Annotated in this window: 11 protein-coding genes; 8 read left to right on the forward strand and 3 right to left on the reverse strand. The window is 47.0% G+C overall.

The genetic code is table 11. The annotated features are described in order from the left end of the window. Positions 1–202: 202 nt before the first annotated feature. The 7 genes from COV52_00130 (at position 203) to COV52_00160 (ending at position 9,256) form a co-directional block, all read left to right on the forward strand. Positions 203–1,300, forward strand: a complete 1,098-nt coding sequence (locus COV52_00130) for a hypothetical protein (protein PIR12172.1) — start codon at positions 203–205, stop codon at positions 1,298–1,300. Positions 1,301–1,385: 85 nt separating this feature from the next. Continuing rightward, positions 1,386–2,909 (forward strand): sodium-independent anion transporter, encoded by a 1,524-nt coding sequence (locus COV52_00135; GenBank protein ID PIR12183.1) that lies wholly within the window; start codon positions 1,386–1,388, stop codon positions 2,907–2,909. Between the two features lie 304 nt (positions 2,910–3,213). Then, positions 3,214–5,511, forward strand: a complete 2,298-nt coding sequence (locus COV52_00140; GenBank protein ID PIR12173.1) for a cell division protein FtsK — start codon at positions 3,214–3,216, stop codon at positions 5,509–5,511. Further along, a complete protein-coding gene (gene lolA / locus COV52_00145) occupies positions 5,474–6,139 on the forward strand; it encodes an outer membrane lipoprotein carrier protein LolA (GenBank protein PIR12174.1) in 666 nt (221 codons plus the stop codon). The genes COV52_00140 and lolA overlap by 38 nt, the downstream gene beginning before the upstream one ends. After that, positions 6,136–7,422 carry a recombination factor protein RarA gene (locus COV52_00150; protein ID PIR12175.1) on the forward strand — a complete coding sequence of 429 codons (1,287 nt, stop codon included), beginning with the start codon at positions 6,136–6,138 and terminating at the stop codon, positions 7,420–7,422. The genes lolA and COV52_00150 overlap by 4 nt, the downstream gene beginning before the upstream one ends. A gap of 183 nt (positions 7,423–7,605) precedes the next feature. Then, positions 7,606–7,977 (forward strand): fluoride efflux transporter CrcB, encoded by a 372-nt coding sequence (crcB, locus tag COV52_00155; protein ID PIR12184.1) that lies wholly within the window; start codon positions 7,606–7,608, stop codon positions 7,975–7,977. 1 nt (position 7,978) lies between these two features. Then, positions 7,979–9,256, forward strand: coding sequence for a serine--tRNA ligase (locus COV52_00160; protein PIR12176.1), 1,278 nt, complete (start codon positions 7,979–7,981; stop codon positions 9,254–9,256). Here the strand turns inward: COV52_00160 and COV52_00165 are convergent. The 3 genes from COV52_00165 to COV52_00175 form a co-directional block, all read right to left on the reverse strand. Continuing rightward, on the reverse strand, positions 9,201–12,089 hold the full coding sequence (locus tag COV52_00165) for a hypothetical protein (GenBank protein PIR12177.1): 2,889 nt from the start codon (positions 12,087–12,089) through the stop codon (positions 9,201–9,203). The two genes, COV52_00160 and COV52_00165, sit on opposite strands and share 56 nt — an antisense overlap. 154 nt (positions 12,090–12,243) lie before the next feature. Next, the gene (locus COV52_00170; protein ID PIR12178.1) at positions 12,244–13,422 is read right to left on the reverse strand and encodes an ATPase; all 1,179 of its coding nucleotides are present in this window, start codon (positions 13,420–13,422) and stop codon (positions 12,244–12,246) included. Positions 13,423–13,548: 126 nt separating this feature from the next. Next, positions 13,549–14,721: an AAA family ATPase gene (locus tag COV52_00175; GenBank protein ID PIR12179.1), complete on the reverse strand. Its 1,173-nt coding sequence runs from the start codon at positions 14,719–14,721 to the stop codon at positions 13,549–13,551. 284 nt (positions 14,722–15,005) lie between these two features. Between COV52_00175 and COV52_00180 the strand changes: the two genes are divergently transcribed. Next, positions 15,006–16,322 carry a hypothetical protein gene (locus COV52_00180; GenBank protein PIR12180.1) on the forward strand — a complete coding sequence of 439 codons (1,317 nt, stop codon included), beginning with the start codon at positions 15,006–15,008 and terminating at the stop codon, positions 16,320–16,322. Positions 16,323–16,587: the final 265 nt, after the last annotated feature.

A 16,587-nucleotide genomic window follows, 5' to 3' on the forward strand; every position in this document is an offset into this window, starting at 1 on the left:
AAGGCGGTTGCTACATTTTATGATAATGTCATTGCGAGCGAACGTCAGTGAGCGCGGCAATCTTGTCCATTAATCTTGAGATTGCTTCGTCGCTACGCGCCTCGCAAAGACGGTTGCTACGTTTGTTCCGTGGTAATGGCGTACGGATTAGGGTTCGCGCATTGCAGTATGACAATCCCAAAAACCTATGGCACAATAAGCCATGCGAAAAATCCTGGCTTTAACCGTTTCGATTATTTTGTGGGCTAGCGTTGCGGCAGCAAGCCTACACGCCGTTTCATTTCAACAATTGCCTCATTGGTCCGGTGCCAGAGCTTGGCCGGCGCTTCAAGTGTTTCGTCGCTCTTGCCTAGCGTTATCGAAATCACAGCATGGCGAAAAACTCACTTCATTGTTGGTTCAGAATCAACACGCCGCTTGGGCCAATGCCTGCCGTTTGGCTAAGTCAGTTAAACCCCGTGGGGCAAAGCATTTTTTCGAGCAACATTTTCAACCGTATTTAATCAAGGAAGCTGGGCAGCCTGAGGGCTTACTCACGGGGTATTATTTGCCGAGCATTAAGGCGAGTTTAAGGAAAACAGCGTATTACGAAGTGCCGATTTATGCACGCCCTAAAAATCTCGTCACCACACGTTTAGAATGGTTTTCTGAGAAATGGAAAAATGAAAAAATAGCCGGTTATGTGAAAAACGGCCGACTGTACCCGTATACGCTCACACGAAAACAAATCAACGCCGGTGCACTGGGCCAACAAGCTCGTGTCATTGCTTATGTACATTCACGCGTCGATCGTTTTTTCTTGCAAGTGCAGGGTTCGGGGTATTTGGATTTGCCGCACGGTAAGCGTATTGCTGTGGGCTATGATGGTGAAAATGGTCAGCCGTACTACCCGATTGGTCGTTGGTTTCTTGAGAAAGGTTTGATATCGAAAAAAGAGATGTCGATGCAGGCCATTATGGCTTGGTTGAATGCGCACCCTAGGCAGGCTAATGCGGTGCTGAATTTAAACCCTTCGTTTGTGTTTTTTCAGCGCTTGCCGCACAACACAATTTACGGCACCGATGCCATCCCACTCACTGCAGATTATTCTTTGTGTGTGGACACGCGCTATATCCCGCTGGGTTTGCCGGTGTTTGTTTCAGGCGAGGGCTTTCATCGTTTGATGATTGCTCAAGACACGGGCGGCGCTATCCGTGGCCCGCAGCGTGGCGATGTGTATTATGGGGCTGGGCGCTTGGCTCAAGAGAAAGCCGGTCGCATGAAATTGCCCGCGAATTTCACGGTATTTTTGCCACGTTAGGGTGACCTTCACCCGCGATTTTTGTACAATACGCAACCTTGATCTAGCGAAACAACAATAAATGAATCAAATCAAACAGTTTCTCATGCCTCATGGTGGGCGTTTTCATATCGATTTTTTATCCGGCCTAACGGTTGCTCTCGCACTCATTCCTGAGGCGATCGCCTTTTCTTTAGTTGCGCATGTCGATCCTTTGGTGGGTTTGTACGCGGCTTTTTTTATGTGTTTCATCACGGCGGTGTTTGGTGGTCGGCCAGGCATGATCTCGGGGGCAACGGGTTCCATGGCCGTGGTCATGGTGGCTTTGGTCAGTCAATACGGCATTCAGTATTTATTCGCGACCGTTATCCTCACAGGCTTACTGCAAATTCTTATTGGTGTGTTGCGTTTGGGTAAGCTGATTCGCATGTTGCCCAAATCAGTGATGGTCGGTTTTGTGAATGGCTTGGCGCTCGTGATTTTCTTGGCCCAGTTGCAGCAGTTTAAAGTGTTGCATGCAAACGGTAGCCGCACGTGGCTGCACGGTGAGGCGCTGTACCTCATGATAGGCTTGGTCTTGCTCGCCATGGCGATCACGCACTTTCTGCCAAAGTTTACCAAGGCGGTGCCTGCTGCGCTCACTGCCATTATTGTGGTGTCTGTGATCGTGATGGTCGGCGGTCTTCACACGCGTGTGGTTAGCGACATGATGGTGGGCCATGCGATGATGCCGGGCTTGCCGACGTTTGCGATTCCGCATGTGCCCTTTGATTTTCACACAGCCAGTATCATTGTACCGTATGCCATCGTGCTCGCGATCATCGGTTTATCTGAATCGCTGATGACGCTGTCATTGATTGATGAAAAAACACAAACCCACGGCCGAAGCAATAAAGAGTGTATGGCCCAAGGTGCAGCGAATATTGTCTCGGGCTTTTTTAAAAGCATGGGCGGCTGTGCGATGATCGGCCAGAGCATGATTAATATTTCATCCGGCGGGCGAGGGCGTTTATCAGGCATCACGGCGGGTGTGTTTTTACTATTGTTCGTCATTGTGTTGTGGCCCTTGATTAAACTCATTCCGCTGGCAGCCTTGGTAGGCGTGATGTTTATCGTCGTGATCGAAACCTTTGAATGGGCCACCTTTCATTTTATTCGAAAAATCCCGAAGCACGATGCCTTGATTATTGTCACGGTGATGGCGGTGACTGTGGCGACTGATTTAGCCGTGGCGGTTATTGTCGGCGTGATTATGGCGTCACTCGTGTTTGCTTGGCAAACGGCGAAAAATATTTCGGCAAAGTCTTCAGTAAAAGCCAACGGTTCGAAGGTTTATGCTCTTCATGGCCCCTTATTTTTTGGCTCCACCACCACCTTTAAAACCTTGTTTGATGTGGTCAATGATCCGAATGACGTGATTATCGATTTTCAATACTCTCGTGTGGCGGATCATTCGGCGATCGATGCGATCCAGTTTGTGGCTAATGAGTACACACGGCGCGGCAAGACCTTGCACCTTCGCCATTTAAGCCAAGAGTGCCGTTTACTCTTGGGTAAGGCTGCTAGCTTGGTGGAGGTGAATCTACTCGAAGATCCGGATTATCATGTGGCCAGCGATGCTTTAGATTGAAGCAGACTGCAAGCCCCCCAAAAAAAGTAGTAACCGTCTTTGCGAGGAGCGAAGCGACGAAGCCATCTCCAGGTTAATACGCCAGATTGCCGCGCTCACTGACGTTCGCTCGCAATTGACGTTAGCGATAAAATATAGCCTGGGTTGATCCGCCTTTGCTGCGAAGCAGCTATGGCGAGAGATAACCCGGGGAAAATTAAACCCGGATTTTCACTGAACTCTGGCTGTAAGTTCAAAGCAGCCCCCGCTTGCTAAAGCCCTGCTGAGCCCGTAAACTTAGCCTTTTATTTAAGGGGTTAAGCGCTTGGCCGATAAAGAAAAACCCAGTGTTGAGAGTCAAAGTCGGGCTAAGGCGCGCCTGCGTGAAGGTATCCTGGTCTTGCTGGTGTGTTTGGCCCTGTATTTATTGCTGGCGCTGATTAGCTACCACCGAACCGATCCGGGTTGGTCGACAACCGGCAGCCGAGATTTTGTGCAAAATGCCGGTGGCCGTGTCGGCGCATGGATCGCAGACTTTATTCTCTACCTGGTGGGTTACACCGCGTATTTGTTGCCTTTTGCGATTGCGGGCTTAGCTTGGGTGGTCTTTCGTCGCCATCGTCAAGAAAAATCGGAGGAAGAAGCTCAAGAAGTGCACAAGGGCTTAATTTGGCTGCGTTTTATCGGCTTTTTAATTGCACTGAGTGCGACCACCACGTTGTTAGATTTGGGTTTTCCCGGTGCGCGCAGCGGGGTGCCCTTAGCTTCAGGCGGTGTGGTGGGCGAAATGATCGCGCCCGGCTTATCGTCGACGTTTAACATCATCGGCGCCTGGCTGATTTCCGTGACTTTATTGTTGTTTGGTCTAACCCTTTGGTTTGGTATTTCTTGGTTTGATCTTTTGCACTGGGCAGCCGATACGCTGCGTGCCGGCATGGGCAGTGCTTGGCAGTGGCAAAAAGATCGCCGTGAGGCCAAGCGTTTGCGCGCTGAAGAACTCAAGCGTTTTGAACAATTCATGCCGAAAAAGCCCGAGCCTAAAGCACCCGTGTCGGAACCTAAAGCTGAAAAGCCTGCGAAAATTAAACGTGTGAAACTGAAGAAAGCCGGCCAAAGCGATATCGATTTATCGGCTGATAACCATAAACGCTTGCCGCCGATCACGTTGCTCGATCAAGTGAAAGCCGAAAAACAGTACGGTTACAGTGCTGAGGAATTGAAATCCTTGTCTGAGCAAGTCGAAGCGCGTTTGAAAGAGTTTGGTATTGAGGCCGAAGTGGTGGGCGCGTACCCGGGCCCTGTGGTCACGCGTTTTGAAATCAATTTGGCGCCGGGTATGAAAGTCAGCAAAATCACCACACTGTCAAAAGACTTGGCGCGTTCCTTATCAAAAATGAGCGTGCGTGTCGTCGAAGTGATTCCCGGTAAATCATACATTGGTTTGGAAATTCCCAATGAAGATCGTGAAGTGGTGCGCTTGTACGATGTCTTAAACACCAAAGCGTATAAGCAAGCCAACTCGCATTTAACTTTAGCGTTAGGTAAAGACATTTCAGGTGAGTCGATAATGGCGGATGTAGCCAAAATGCCGCATTTATTAGTTGCGGGTACAACCGGTGCAGGTAAGTCGGTGAGCATTAATGCCATGATTTTAAGCCTGCTCTTTGAAGCCACACCCGATGATGTGCGCATGATCATGATCGACCCGAAAATGCTGGAGCTTTCGGTGTATGAAGGCATTCCGCACTTGCTGACACCGGTAGTGACTGATATGAAAGAGGCGGCGAATGCATTGCGCTGGTGTGTGGCAGAAATGGACAGGCGTTATCGTTTGATGTCGGCGATGAGCGTGCGTAATTTAGCCAGCTTCAACCAAAAAATGCATGAGGCCCAAAAAGCTGGTGAAACGATCCCCAATCCTTTAGTGCCTGAGGAGATGGCCGACAGTGTGCCGCATTTGAAACCGATGCCGCAAATTGTGGTCATCATCGATGAGCTGGCCGATATGATGATGGTGGTGGGCAAAAAAGTCGAAGAGCTGATTGCGCGTATTGCACAAAAAGCGCGTGCTGCGGGTATACACATGATTTTGGCGACACAACGTCCGAGTGTGGATGTGATCACGGGTTTGATTAAAGCCAATATCCCTGCGCGTATTGCGTTTCAAGTGTCGCAACGTGTGGATTCACGCACCATTTTGGATCAACAAGGTGCAGAGCAGTTGCTGGGTCATGGTGATATGTTGTTCTTGCCGCCGGGCAAGAGTGTGCCTATGCGTATTCATGGAGCGTTTGTGGATGATGATGAAGTCTTGCGTGTAGTGGAAGCCTGGAAAAAACGCGGTGCACCCGAGTATATCGATGAGATTTTGCAAGGCGATGACGAGGGTGGTAATGCCGACGGTATTTTAAGTGGTGAAAACCCTGAGGCTGACCCTTTATACGATCAAGCCGTGCAGATTGTCATTGAAAGTCGACGTGCCTCGATCTCTTTTGTGCAACGTCGTTTGAAGATTGGGTATAACCGCGCAGCGAATTTATTGGAAGCGATGGAGTCTGCAGGCCTCGTCAGCGAGATGGGCAGTAATGGGCAGCGCGAAGTTTTATTGCCAGAGCAGAACTGAGGTGGGTATGAAGCGAGTCTTGTCACTGTGTTTAAGTCTGTGCTTGAGTTTGTCAGTTTGGGCCGATCCGGCTGGCGATTTGAATCAACTACTGGCCAAAGCGGCGACGTTTAAAGCGCAATTTTCACAGCAAGTCTTATCCAATAGTGGCGCCGTGTTGCAACAATCTTCTGGCAGTGTGGCGATTAAGCGCCCGGGCTTGTTTCGCTGGGAAGTGGATAAGCCCATGAAGCAAATCACGGTGTCTGATGGAAAAAAAGTTTGGATGTATGAGCCGGATTTGGCGCAAGTCACGATTAAAAACTTGGATACTAACTTAGCGAAAACCCCCGTGTTATTGCTCACCCAGCAAGCAACGGATTTGAGCCAGTCATTCACAGTAGCTAAAATGAAACAACATGGCGAGGTGTGGTACACGCTCACACCGAAACAAGATTCGCCGTTGTTTCAGTCGCTCAAGCTGGGTTTTTCTGGTGGGACCTTGGATACTTTGCGCTTGAGTAATAACTTAGGCCAAACCACATTAATTCATTTCTCTGATCAAAATGAAAATAGTGATATTTCAAATAGCGAATTTAAACTCCACTGGCCAAAAGGCACGACTGTGGTCAATATGGATGGACAATGACAGCCTACCAACCCTTAGCAGCGAGGCTTAGGCCGCACGATTTGGCGCACTATGTGGGCCAATCGCATTTATTGGGTGAGGGCAAACCGCTGCGAAAACTCTACGAAGCCAAGCAGTTGCATTCCATGATTTTTTGGGGCCCGCCGGGTTCGGGTAAAACCACGTTAGCCACCATGTTGGCAGAGCAAGCCGATTTAGCCTTTGAAACCTTATCCGCCGTGCTAGCGGGTGTGAAAGAGATTCGCGCGATTGCGCAAGCGGCTAAAAATCGCCATGCCATGACCGGCAAGGCCACGGTGTTGTTTGTGGATGAAGTCCACCGTTTTAATAAAGCGCAGCAAGATGCGTTTTTGCCCTACGTGGAAGAGGGCAGTTTAATTTTTATTGGCGCGACCACGGAAAACCCTTCCTTTGAATTGAATAACGCTTTGTTATCGCGTGCGCGTGTGTATGTATTGAAAATGCTCAGCGAAGACGAGCTCTTACACGTTTTGCATCATGCCTTAAACGATAAACAAAACGGTTTGGGTGAGCTTAAGCTTTCTATCGATGAAAAAGCGCAAGCGGTATTGATCGATGCGGCCAGTGGCGATGCGCGTCGTTTATTAAATTTTTTAGAGATGGCAGGCGACATTGCTGAGCAAGGGCATATTACCTTGGGTATTGTCCAAGAAGTGATGGGTGAAACGTACACGCGTTTTGATAATAAAGGCGAGGCGTTTTACGATTTGATGTCTGCATTGCATAAATCAGTGCGCGGTTCGGCACCGGATGCGGCTTTGTATTGGTTTGCCAGGATGTTGGTCGGTGGCTGTGATCCTTTGTATATCGCAAGACGGGTGGTACGCATGGCGAGCGAAGACATTGGCAACGCCGACCCACGCGCTTTGACAATCGCCTTAAATGCCTGGCAAGTGCAAGAGCGTCTGGGTTCGCCAGAAGGTGAGCTTGCGATTGCACAAGCCGTGGTATACATGAGTGTGGCAGCGAAAAGTAATGCGGTGTACACCGCGTATAATGCAGCGATAGAGGCTGCGAAATCGCACGGTGCATTGGAAGTGCCGCTGCATATTCGCAACGCACCCACCAAGCTCATGAAAAGTTTGGATTACGGTAAAGCGTATCGTTATGCGCATGATGAGCCGCATGCGTATGCCGCAGGCGAGTCATACTTGCCGGATGAGATTAACGATTTGTCTTTGTATCATCCGACGGATCGAGGGCTAGAGAAAAAGATTGGGGAAAAGCTCGCGTTTTTGCGCGGCTTGGATGCTGATGCGTAATTTGCCATGTATGTCATTATCAACCTTCGCCTGTCTTTCTACCTTTAAGGGGGCTGGGCAATAACGTCATTGCGAGCGAACGTTAGTGAGCGCGGCAATCTGGACCATTAATCTTGAGATTGCTTCGTCGCTTCGCTCCTCACAAAGACGGTTGCTACGTTTAACTAGGAGCCAAACATGCTGATCAACATACTCTTTATCGCCTTAGGCGGCGCAGTGGGCTCGGTATTGCGCTACCTGTTAAACTTTGTGGTCACATCATTTTATCGCGGGCATTTCCCTTTGGGCATTTTATCGATTAATGTGCTCGGCAGTTTTCTCATGGGTTTGATCGCGACCTATGCTTTAAAACAAGCACCGTTTTCGCAAGCCTTACAAAGCTTTGTGTTGATCGGTCTGTTGGGTGCGTTTACGACCTTTTCCACCTTTAGCCTGGATGTGGTCAACTTCTGGCAGCAAGGTCATCTCGGCCTTGGCCTGTTGAATATCCTACTCAGCGTTGTATTATGTGTGCTGGCTGCCAGTTTGGGTGTGGCCTTAATCATGGGAAAATAAAATGCTAGACAGTAAAGTATTACGACAAGACCCACAAGCCGTGGCCAAAGCGCTCAAGCGTCGGCACTTTGAGCTCGACGTGGGGCAATTCACAGCCCTAGAAGAAAAGCGCAAAGCCTTACAGGTTAAAGCCGAAGAACTCAAAAGCCAGCGTAATACCTTATCGAAATCCATCGGCCAGGCTAAAGCCAGAGGTGAGGATGCCGCCCCGATTATGGCGCAAGTGGCAGGCTTGGGTGATGAGCTTAAAGCCGCTGAAGACGAATTTAACGCGGTGCATGAAGCACAAATGGCGATCATGCAATCCATTCCAAACATTCCGCAAGACGATGTGCCGGTGGGTAAAGATGAAAGCGAAAACGTGACACTGCGCAGCTGGGGTACCCCGCGTGAATTTGATTTCACCCCGAAAGATCATGTGGCCTTAGGGCAGATTAATGGCTGGATGGATTTTGATGCCGCGGTAAAACTCAGCGGCTCACGGTTTGTGGTGCTGCGCGGCCCCTTGGCCAGACTGCACCGTGCTTTGGTGCAGTTTATGATGGATGTGCACACGCAAGAACACGGTTACGAAGAAGTGTACGTGCCGTATTTGGTCAACAGTGCCAGCTTGTATGGCACCGGTCAGTTGCCGAAATTTGGTGAAGACTTGTTTCACATTAAAGACCAGGATTTGGCGTTGATTCCAACGGCCGAAATTCCGGTGACGAACCTCGTGCGTGATGAGATTGTGCCGGCTGAGCATTTGCCGTTGCAGTTTGTCTGCCATTCGCCGTGTTTTCGCAGTGAGGCGGGCTCTTACGGCCGTGACACGCGCGGTATGATTCGCCAGCATCAGTTCGATAAAGTCGAGCTCGTTTGGGTGGTGAAACCTGAAGAGTCCGTGGCGGCACACGAGCAGTTAACCCGCCATGCGGAAACGATCTTAGAAAAGCTGGAGCTGCCGTACCGTACTGTGAAGCTGTGCACGGGCGATTTAGGTTTCTCCTCCAGCAAAACGTATGATTTGGAAGTGTGGCTACCGGGTCAAAATACGTATCGTGAGATTTCTTCGTGCAGTAATATCCAAGATTTCCAAGCGCGCAATATGCAAGCGCGTTTTCGAAACGAGCAGGGCAAGCCGGAGCTTGTGCACACCTTAAATGGCTCTGGCTTGGCGGTCGGCCGCACCCTCGTTGCGATCATGGAAAATTACCAGAGCGCAACGGGTGAGATTCGAGTGCCTAAGGCGCTGGTGGGGTACTTGGGCTTTCAAGAGGGGCATCCGCAGTACCTTTAAGACAAATCTCTCTTATGTGTCGTTGATCGTGTTCTGGAACGTGCTGCGCGATGAGCTCGTCCAGTGTTTTTGTGTTAATTTGATGACTTTTAGGTTTTTCATTCAGTGCGTCAATAAACTGGTCTAGGTAGTCGATGTTATTTTTTTCTAGGCGCTTTAGTACAATTTTCACTTGAATTTTGTCTGCGGCATGGTATTTCGAAGCAGGCCGTTGCTGTTGGGGTTTTGCTTGAAGGCGCTGTTCAACCGTGGCGGCTGCAGCTCTAACTTGAGCAAGCTCTTGTGCCTGCAGCGCACGGGCTTCTGCAAACTCAGGCGAAGCTGCCACCTCATCTGCGACTGTCCTGGCTTTAGTCGCTGTTTCTCTTGCTTCATTGGCAGCTGTTTCGGCATTTGCAATCGCATTTTGTGTTGAGTCAGTGGGCGTTGAGGCACTTGGGGTATTTTTTCTAATCATCCAAGACATGTAGGTTATGAACATAGCATAGAGGCTGGTGTTTTCAAGCGGCGCTTCATTATCCCCTTGTCCTAAAACGGCTAGAAAAGGCGCAAGCAGCTGGTGATTTAAGCCGGGCACTTCATCAGCTGCTGCTGCTGATTCATTGTTATCTGGGATAACTGCTGCTGACTGTTGAGCGCGCGTCACAGCTGCTGTGGTGCTCGTAGCACTAAGGGCTTGTGCAGCAGTAGGTTCACCACTTATTATTGGTGTTGGAGTTACAGCAGCAGATGCGCTGTTTAGAGCACTGCTTGCAGCTTGCAAGTGCGCATCATCGCTGTCTGCTGCGGCAGTCGCAGCTTGAGCGGTATCCTTCTCCGTCGGCATAGAGCTTGCTGATTTTTTTAAACCCAAACGAGTAGCTACCCATCTGAACAGTCTTCTGGCTCTTCCTGTGTGTTGCTGTGTTTGAGCCTGTGGTTGAGTTGCTGGCCTGGGGTTCGGTCTTACTATTTTCTCCCGATAGGGATCTAAGGGGTTTTTTGGTGGGGGCTTTGGCTTACCGGGGCGCCTTGACCAAAGTTTCGCAATACCACGCCCAATAGCCAGCAAAGGGTTCGGGCTGACTTTTCGTTGCGTTCTGGCTCGTGGGGCTTTGGTTTGCCCCGATGGTGCGACAGTTAAGCCTTTTGCGAACCGACTACCGACCTTTTTTTGCATGGTGGCAACCGGGTGTAGCAGAGTATTGACAGCATTGTTAAAAAACCTGGAGGCCTGTTCGTTTAAGACTGTGCTTGTGGCTTTGGGGGGTGTTTCTGCTTCAGGTGCTGCTGAGTTTGTTTCAGCGTTCGGCTCTTCGATGTATTGGCGAGCAGTTTCATCTTTTTTCAATTTTTCATTGAATTCTTTCAGTGTTTGAATCTGTGCTTTTCGAAACATGACTTCGTCAAATTCAAGACGTACATTTCTTAATTTGACATATCGGTCCATTAGCGCGTTATCAAAGTCTTTGATCAGTTTTTTGTCGCCGGATGTTTGAATGAGCGTATGGGTGTTGTTCAGCGTTTGGCTGCTTTGCGTGTCAGTGGTTTTAGCGGCTTCTGTTTTTTCTGGGCGCGCAGGTAGGCCAAGCAATGTGTCGATTCGGCTCTCAACCCTTTGTCCGAACTCATCTTGAGCATACAATGCCGTGCGTGGCTTTTTGCTCAGTGGCTCGTCATATTCGCCGCGTCTAGGGGTGCTTGAATAGGAGGAAAAAAGCTTGTCTATCTCTTCAAACTCTTCGTCACGAGTCAGTCTGTTTTCGAAAACGCTGGACGCGCGTGAGTTAGTGCTGCGCTCGCTGCTGGTGCTGGCTTCGCTTTTTTCGCTGAACGGCTCTGCGCTGCTCACACTGCGAGGTGATGAGGGTGGGGTAGCGGTTCTTGAGCTAGCTGAATCTTCGGCGCGTGGTGTGGGTGGCGTTTTCACCTCAGTGGCCGCTGCTGCGGCAGCAGGAGCTTGCGCTGTTGTAGCTGCTTTGGCCCTGGCTTGTTTGTGTCTTTCTTCCTCTTCCGTTCTAATAGCCTTTTCGTAGTCTTCAAGTGTTGAAAGCATGTCGTTACTTTTCTGTGCGATTGCAGCAGCTTGCTTGACGCACCCTTCATCCGCAAGGGCTTGGATAACACCATCGACAGCTGTTCTGGCTTGTTGGCCGTTAGTGCTCTTGTTGTTGTACGCATCAGCTAGGCTTTTGATCGTTTGTGGGCTTTTCCTTTGATCGAGCCCGCTTTGGATGTGCAACAACACCCAATAACCGCAGCTGCTAGCGTCCGTTTGTTTTTGAAGGGTTTGGCAGTTTAGTTCTACACCATCGCCCAAGGCAGCTTCTACAGCCTGCTTGTGATTGGGAGTGACTTGCTTAAGCGGGTCATACAGCGTTGCACTTTTAACCACGACCTGGCCATTGCTTTGGTGTTCAAGTTCAATGGCTAGGTTTGTCCAGTGTTGCTTGTCAGACAAGGGGATATAAAACGTGCTACTGCTGCTAGGGGTGCTTTTTTCTTTGAATTGAGATTTTAGTGTTGATAGTCTTTGTTGTAAATTTTCAGTGGTATATTGCGTTTCATTTTGGTGGTTTCTGCCTGCAATGCTCTCTGGGTATAAAAAGTAGACCTTTTTATCTTCAAACTTTAAGATATCAGTTTCACGCAAAGCAAACAAGCTAAAATCAGCCGCGTCTAATTGATGATTTTGTGCTGGGGCTTGGCCTGCAAGTATAAATGAAAGCGTTGAGGTTTTGTGTTCTTGAACTGCATGGGTTAATTCATTAAGAGAACTTAGAAGAGCGGTGGGGTTTAGCTTGTGCTTTTCGACAGCTTCGGCCAACGTGTTGGGTATTTGTTCTATTTTCATGGTAAGCCTTTAGAGTTCGCCTATTATTTTGGTCAATTTTAACCCGTTTTTTATCTTGAATCAATGGCCTTAACGCTAAATAGTTGTCTAGCCCGGGTCGCGCACTGGGGTTTCGAATCCTCGCCGTCCGCCAATTAAAAAACCAATGGCTTTTTTAATTAGACTGGAGCTTTTTCATAAACTTTAGCAATGAAATAACAGTCACATCACGACCCACTGAAAACTCATCATCACCACCATAAAGTACATATTTTTGAGTTGCGCCAACATCATCACATGTTTGGCTGTAATGCTTATCCAATTTAGGTGAGATGCCGTGTTTGATTTCTACCGCCCAAACTTCTGATGAAGGCATCTTAATCACTAAATCAATTTCTGCTCCAGCAGCTGTGCGATAAAAATAAGTTTCAGCACGACGCGGTAATATCGAGTGGATATTCTCAATGACAAATCCTTCCCAGCTTTTACCTAGAACCGGGTTAGAAAGTAAAGCGTTATAACTATCAATGCCCAATAAACGATGTTGAATACCGCTATCACGAATATAATAACGCGGCGATTTAACCAGTCGTTTTTTTACGTTAGCATGCCAAGGTTCCAAACGTCTAACCAGCAAAAGATCCACCAATATATCAATGTAATGACTAACCGTTTTACCATCAATTTCTAAATTGCCTCCTAGTTTGGAGTGGTTTACGGGCTCGCCCTGCAAGTGAGCTAGCATCGTCCATAAACGACGCAACCTATTTGCAGGCACATGGAAACCCATTTGTGGCACATCTCTTTCAAGGTAAGTACGGATCAAATCTTCAAGCCAATCCATCGCCATGTCGTCATCGATAGCCAAATAACTATCTGGAAATCCTCCGCGTAACCAAAGTTTTCGCTGTGCTTTCGAATCACTGTCAAGTTCAAGGATATTCAGGCCACTCATTCCAATGTAGCGAATACGTCCAGCAAGGCTTTCAGAAGCTTGGCGCAATAAATCCATGGAAGCTGATCCAAGCAGTAAAAACTGCCCCGCCTTATGACCTAGCGCTCTATTTTTATCAATTAGTCCCCGTAATACCATGAACAAATCTGGCGTTCGTTGTATCTCATCAAGAATGATTAATTTACCGCTTTGACTGCTTAAAAAGCTGACTGGATCATTAAGCTTCAATAAATCTTCTGGTGATTCTAAATCAAGGTAAATGGAATCTATGTTTTTTGATAGGCTTTTGGCAAGAGTAGTTTTGCCTACTTGACGGGCACCAAGCAAAGCAACCGCAGGTACTTGCGATAGACTTTTTTTAAGTTTTTCTGTCACCCAGCGTATCAACATACCTGGTATAATAGGATATATATTCCGAAATTACAAGGTATAAAAAGAATTTTAATGACTAAGTTATTGATGAGATCAGCGGCGTTAAGCTACAAGCTATTGGAAATTGGTGGAGTTTTTAATTGCAAAAACGCCCTAAATAATCTCACCACTCCATAATTGCTTTAAAAAAGCAAGCCAAGACATAATCTGAATCGATAAACTATCGTTTACTTCTAAAATTCTTTCGCGTCTGTCTTGCGAAACAACAACAGGCTTTGCTTTAGGATGTTCTTCACAGAAACTAATTAAACCCTTCAAATCTTGCCGATGAACTTGCTCACTTATTTTAACTTCGATGGCCACTTTCGCATCACCTAAGATAAAATCTACTTCCAATCCTGTTTTGGTGCGCCAATAAGTGATATCGATACGTTTGCGTGAGTAATCAATATACGCTTTAAGCTCCATTAAAATAAAATGCTCAAAACTTTGGCCTGCAATTTGGCCTTTTAAGCTTATTGGTTTTTGTTTGGCAAGGTAATTTGCAACGCCAACATCAAACAAATAAAATTTAGGTGTTGCTGTAATGATGTCACGTTTTATTTTTTTTCTGTAAGGATATATATGATAACCCAACATGGTATCAATAAGAATTTGGTAATAACCTTGCACAGTGGTTCGATCAACGCCACAATCACGCGCAATATTGTTCGCATTTATCATTTGCCCATTGCAAAAGCCAGCAATATCGAGAAAGCGTGAAAATCCTTTAAGGTTTCTTACTAAAGCTTCATTGCGAATTTCTTCTGTTAAATAAATATCAACATAAGCTTGTAAATAATCATTAATGAATTCTGGCTCTGCATCATAGTGGCAAGGAACTAACCCATATTGAAGGGCTTTTAATAAATCAAAACGCTTAATTTCAGCAAAAGTAAGAGGATACAAATGGTATATCCATGCTCGTCCGCCAAGCAGATTAGTTGCCTGATTCTTTAATTTACGTGCACTCGAGCCACAAAGGATAAATTGCACATTTTTATCCTCTATCAATCTATGCACTTCATTAAGCAAATCAGGCACTTTTTGAATCTCATCGAGAATAACAGGGCGCTTTAATTTATCTTTAGAAAGCGCACTAATTTCTTCGTAAAGTAAATGAGGCTCACGAGTAAAGCGGGTGATTTCATGCGTGCTAAGCAAATCATAATAAATTGAGTCAGGATAATGCTGCCTGAGGTAGCTCGATTTACCTGTCTGCCTTGCACCCCATAAAAAGGTGGATTGCTTCACTGGTAATTTGATTTGCAATTTACGTGTATACATGCCCGTATAGTAATACTAATTGCGAGCCCTATCAACAAATAGTTTTTAATTTCTAGAGGCGCTTTTAATGTTAAGTTAATATTAAATAGTTAATATTGATAAAAAATAGAACAAATGGATATCTTATGCCTCAAACTGCTCCCCAATCTCTTCTTGGAAAAAGACAGGCCAGTGTCGTTGATGGGTTATCTCCTGAGCGGTCCGCGCACCGACTTGCGGGACAGCGAATGCAGGTGTTATCTCTAACTGGGCGATCGAGGATCAAAATAAAGAATCGAGCTGAATTGTTGGCTCATGTGCAAAAATATAAAAATGAATATCGGGTCGATCGAGAGGCATTGTCGCGAACGATTGCTGCTTGTGGTGGTCCTTTGCCGGCATTACAGTTGCTTTTGGAGGCGAAAAACAGGAGGGACGATGATTTTCGTGTTCTTGTTTCATTAGTTGGTTCAACGCTTTCATCCGAGCGACCTATTGAGTCTCTTTTGGCTTTATCACTTAAAACTACCAGGCTTCGAAGGATTTTTTTGCCTTATCTTATAGTAGCATTTCCGCACGTGCCAGGGATGGCCGAAACACATCCTGAGACTAGCGACTCGCCTCGAGAAAATCACTTTGAAACAATTCTAAAAATAACAGCTGATTCGATTAAATTAGATAATTTGATTGATCCTTCTCAGAAAGCGGCGCATTTTTTATCTTGTTTTGCGCATCGTAAACTTCGGTGTGCAGGCAGGGATAGGATTGTGGCATATGCGAAAAGTGTTTTTTCACCTGCGCAGCAAATGACGGGCTTGGAGGTCGTTGCGCTCGATCTGGTGAGATCAATGCCTGCGTTTAATGATTATGTTTCTGCGTTAATGAGTGGTGCTGAGCGCGATCCGGCCGTGTTTGATTTCATGATTCTTCATTCTGGGGAATCTTTATCCGGCTGTTTCTCTTCGTTGCGAAGTAAGGGCTGGTCTAATGCTAATTTAATAGATAATTTTAAAATGGCTTTGTTTAGGTGCAAGAATAAGAGAGGCGGTTTAGTCGCGTTGAAAAAAGCGCTTTATGCGAATTGGCGACAACGTTCGGATGATCACTCTCATTCTGTTGTTCAAATATGGCTTGCATTTGTATCGGAGCTTGATAGTCAAGAATCTTTGCGTGATTTGCCGAAAGTATGGCGTTTCTTCTCTCATAGTAAGGCATTTCTATCTTGGTGCATAGATTTGTGTTTAAAGTCTGTTAAGACTCCTGCTGTGGTAGACGCTTGTTATGAGGCGAGGCGCTCATTTTGTTTGGTGCAGGAAGCGCCCAAAAGGGTTGGGTTACCATTCTTTGAAGTCCCCCTAAACGCGTTGTCTTCTCGCGCTGGCGCTAGTTCTGACTCTAGGCCAAGTTCTGACTCTGACTCTAGTTTTAGTTCTGGCTCTAGTTTTAGTTCTGACTCTGACTTAAGTCATACGTCATTGAGAGGTGCCTCTCCTTTAACTTCGGCTTCGGCTTTTTATGGCGATTCCTTACGTAGCCCTTTGCCGCCCCCTCTTAGGGTGCGTGAGAGTTCTTCTAGGCATGATGAGTTACTGGTTCCACTTCAAGATTACAGATGTTCTTGAGAGAGTTTCCATCTAGTGCTTCTAGCTAACTTCGTTCCATGGGATAACGTAGAGATTTTTGTCTAGCTGGTATTTTTTTTGCACTGGCGAAACGAAATATCCTGTGGCTTTAGGGTAAGCCTCAATTTAGGGAGACGCCCCAGTTGGTTTGTGCGTAGCGCTTTGAGGGTGCGATTAAAATGTCATACCAAAATAGTAATGTCCGCTTTTACCAAAATTAAAATGTCCGCTTTTGAGTAAACCGTTATCCTGTGAGTTGACGAAA

This window comes from Gammaproteobacteria bacterium CG11_big_fil_rev_8_21_14_0_20_46_22 (genome assembly GCA_002796245.1).
Classification (GTDB): Bacteria; Pseudomonadota; Gammaproteobacteria; order UBA12402; family UBA12402; genus 1-14-0-20-46-22.

Excerpts from the sequence above, each read along its gene's own strand:
- COV52_00130 (PIR12172.1), top strand. The coding sequence starts at position 203 with ATGCGAAAAATCCTGGCTTTAACCGTTTCGATTATTTTGTGGGCTAGC.
- COV52_00135 (PIR12183.1), top strand. The coding sequence starts at position 1,386 with ATGCCTCATGGTGGGCGTTTTCATATCGATTTTTTATCCGGCCTAACG.
- lolA (PIR12174.1), top strand. The coding sequence starts at position 5,474 with ATGGGCAGCGCGAAGTTTTATTGCCAGAGCAGAACTGAGGTGGGTATG.
- COV52_00150 (PIR12175.1), top strand. The coding sequence starts at position 6,136 with ATGACAGCCTACCAACCCTTAGCAGCGAGGCTTAGGCCGCACGATTTG.
- COV52_00160 (PIR12176.1), top strand. The coding sequence starts at position 7,979 with ATGCTAGACAGTAAAGTATTACGACAAGACCCACAAGCCGTGGCCAAA.
- COV52_00165 (PIR12177.1), bottom strand. The coding sequence starts at position 12,089 with ATGAAAATAGAACAAATACCCAACACGTTGGCCGAAGCTGTCGAAAAG.
- COV52_00175 (PIR12179.1), bottom strand. The coding sequence starts at position 14,721 with ATGTATACACGTAAATTGCAAATCAAATTACCAGTGAAGCAATCCACC.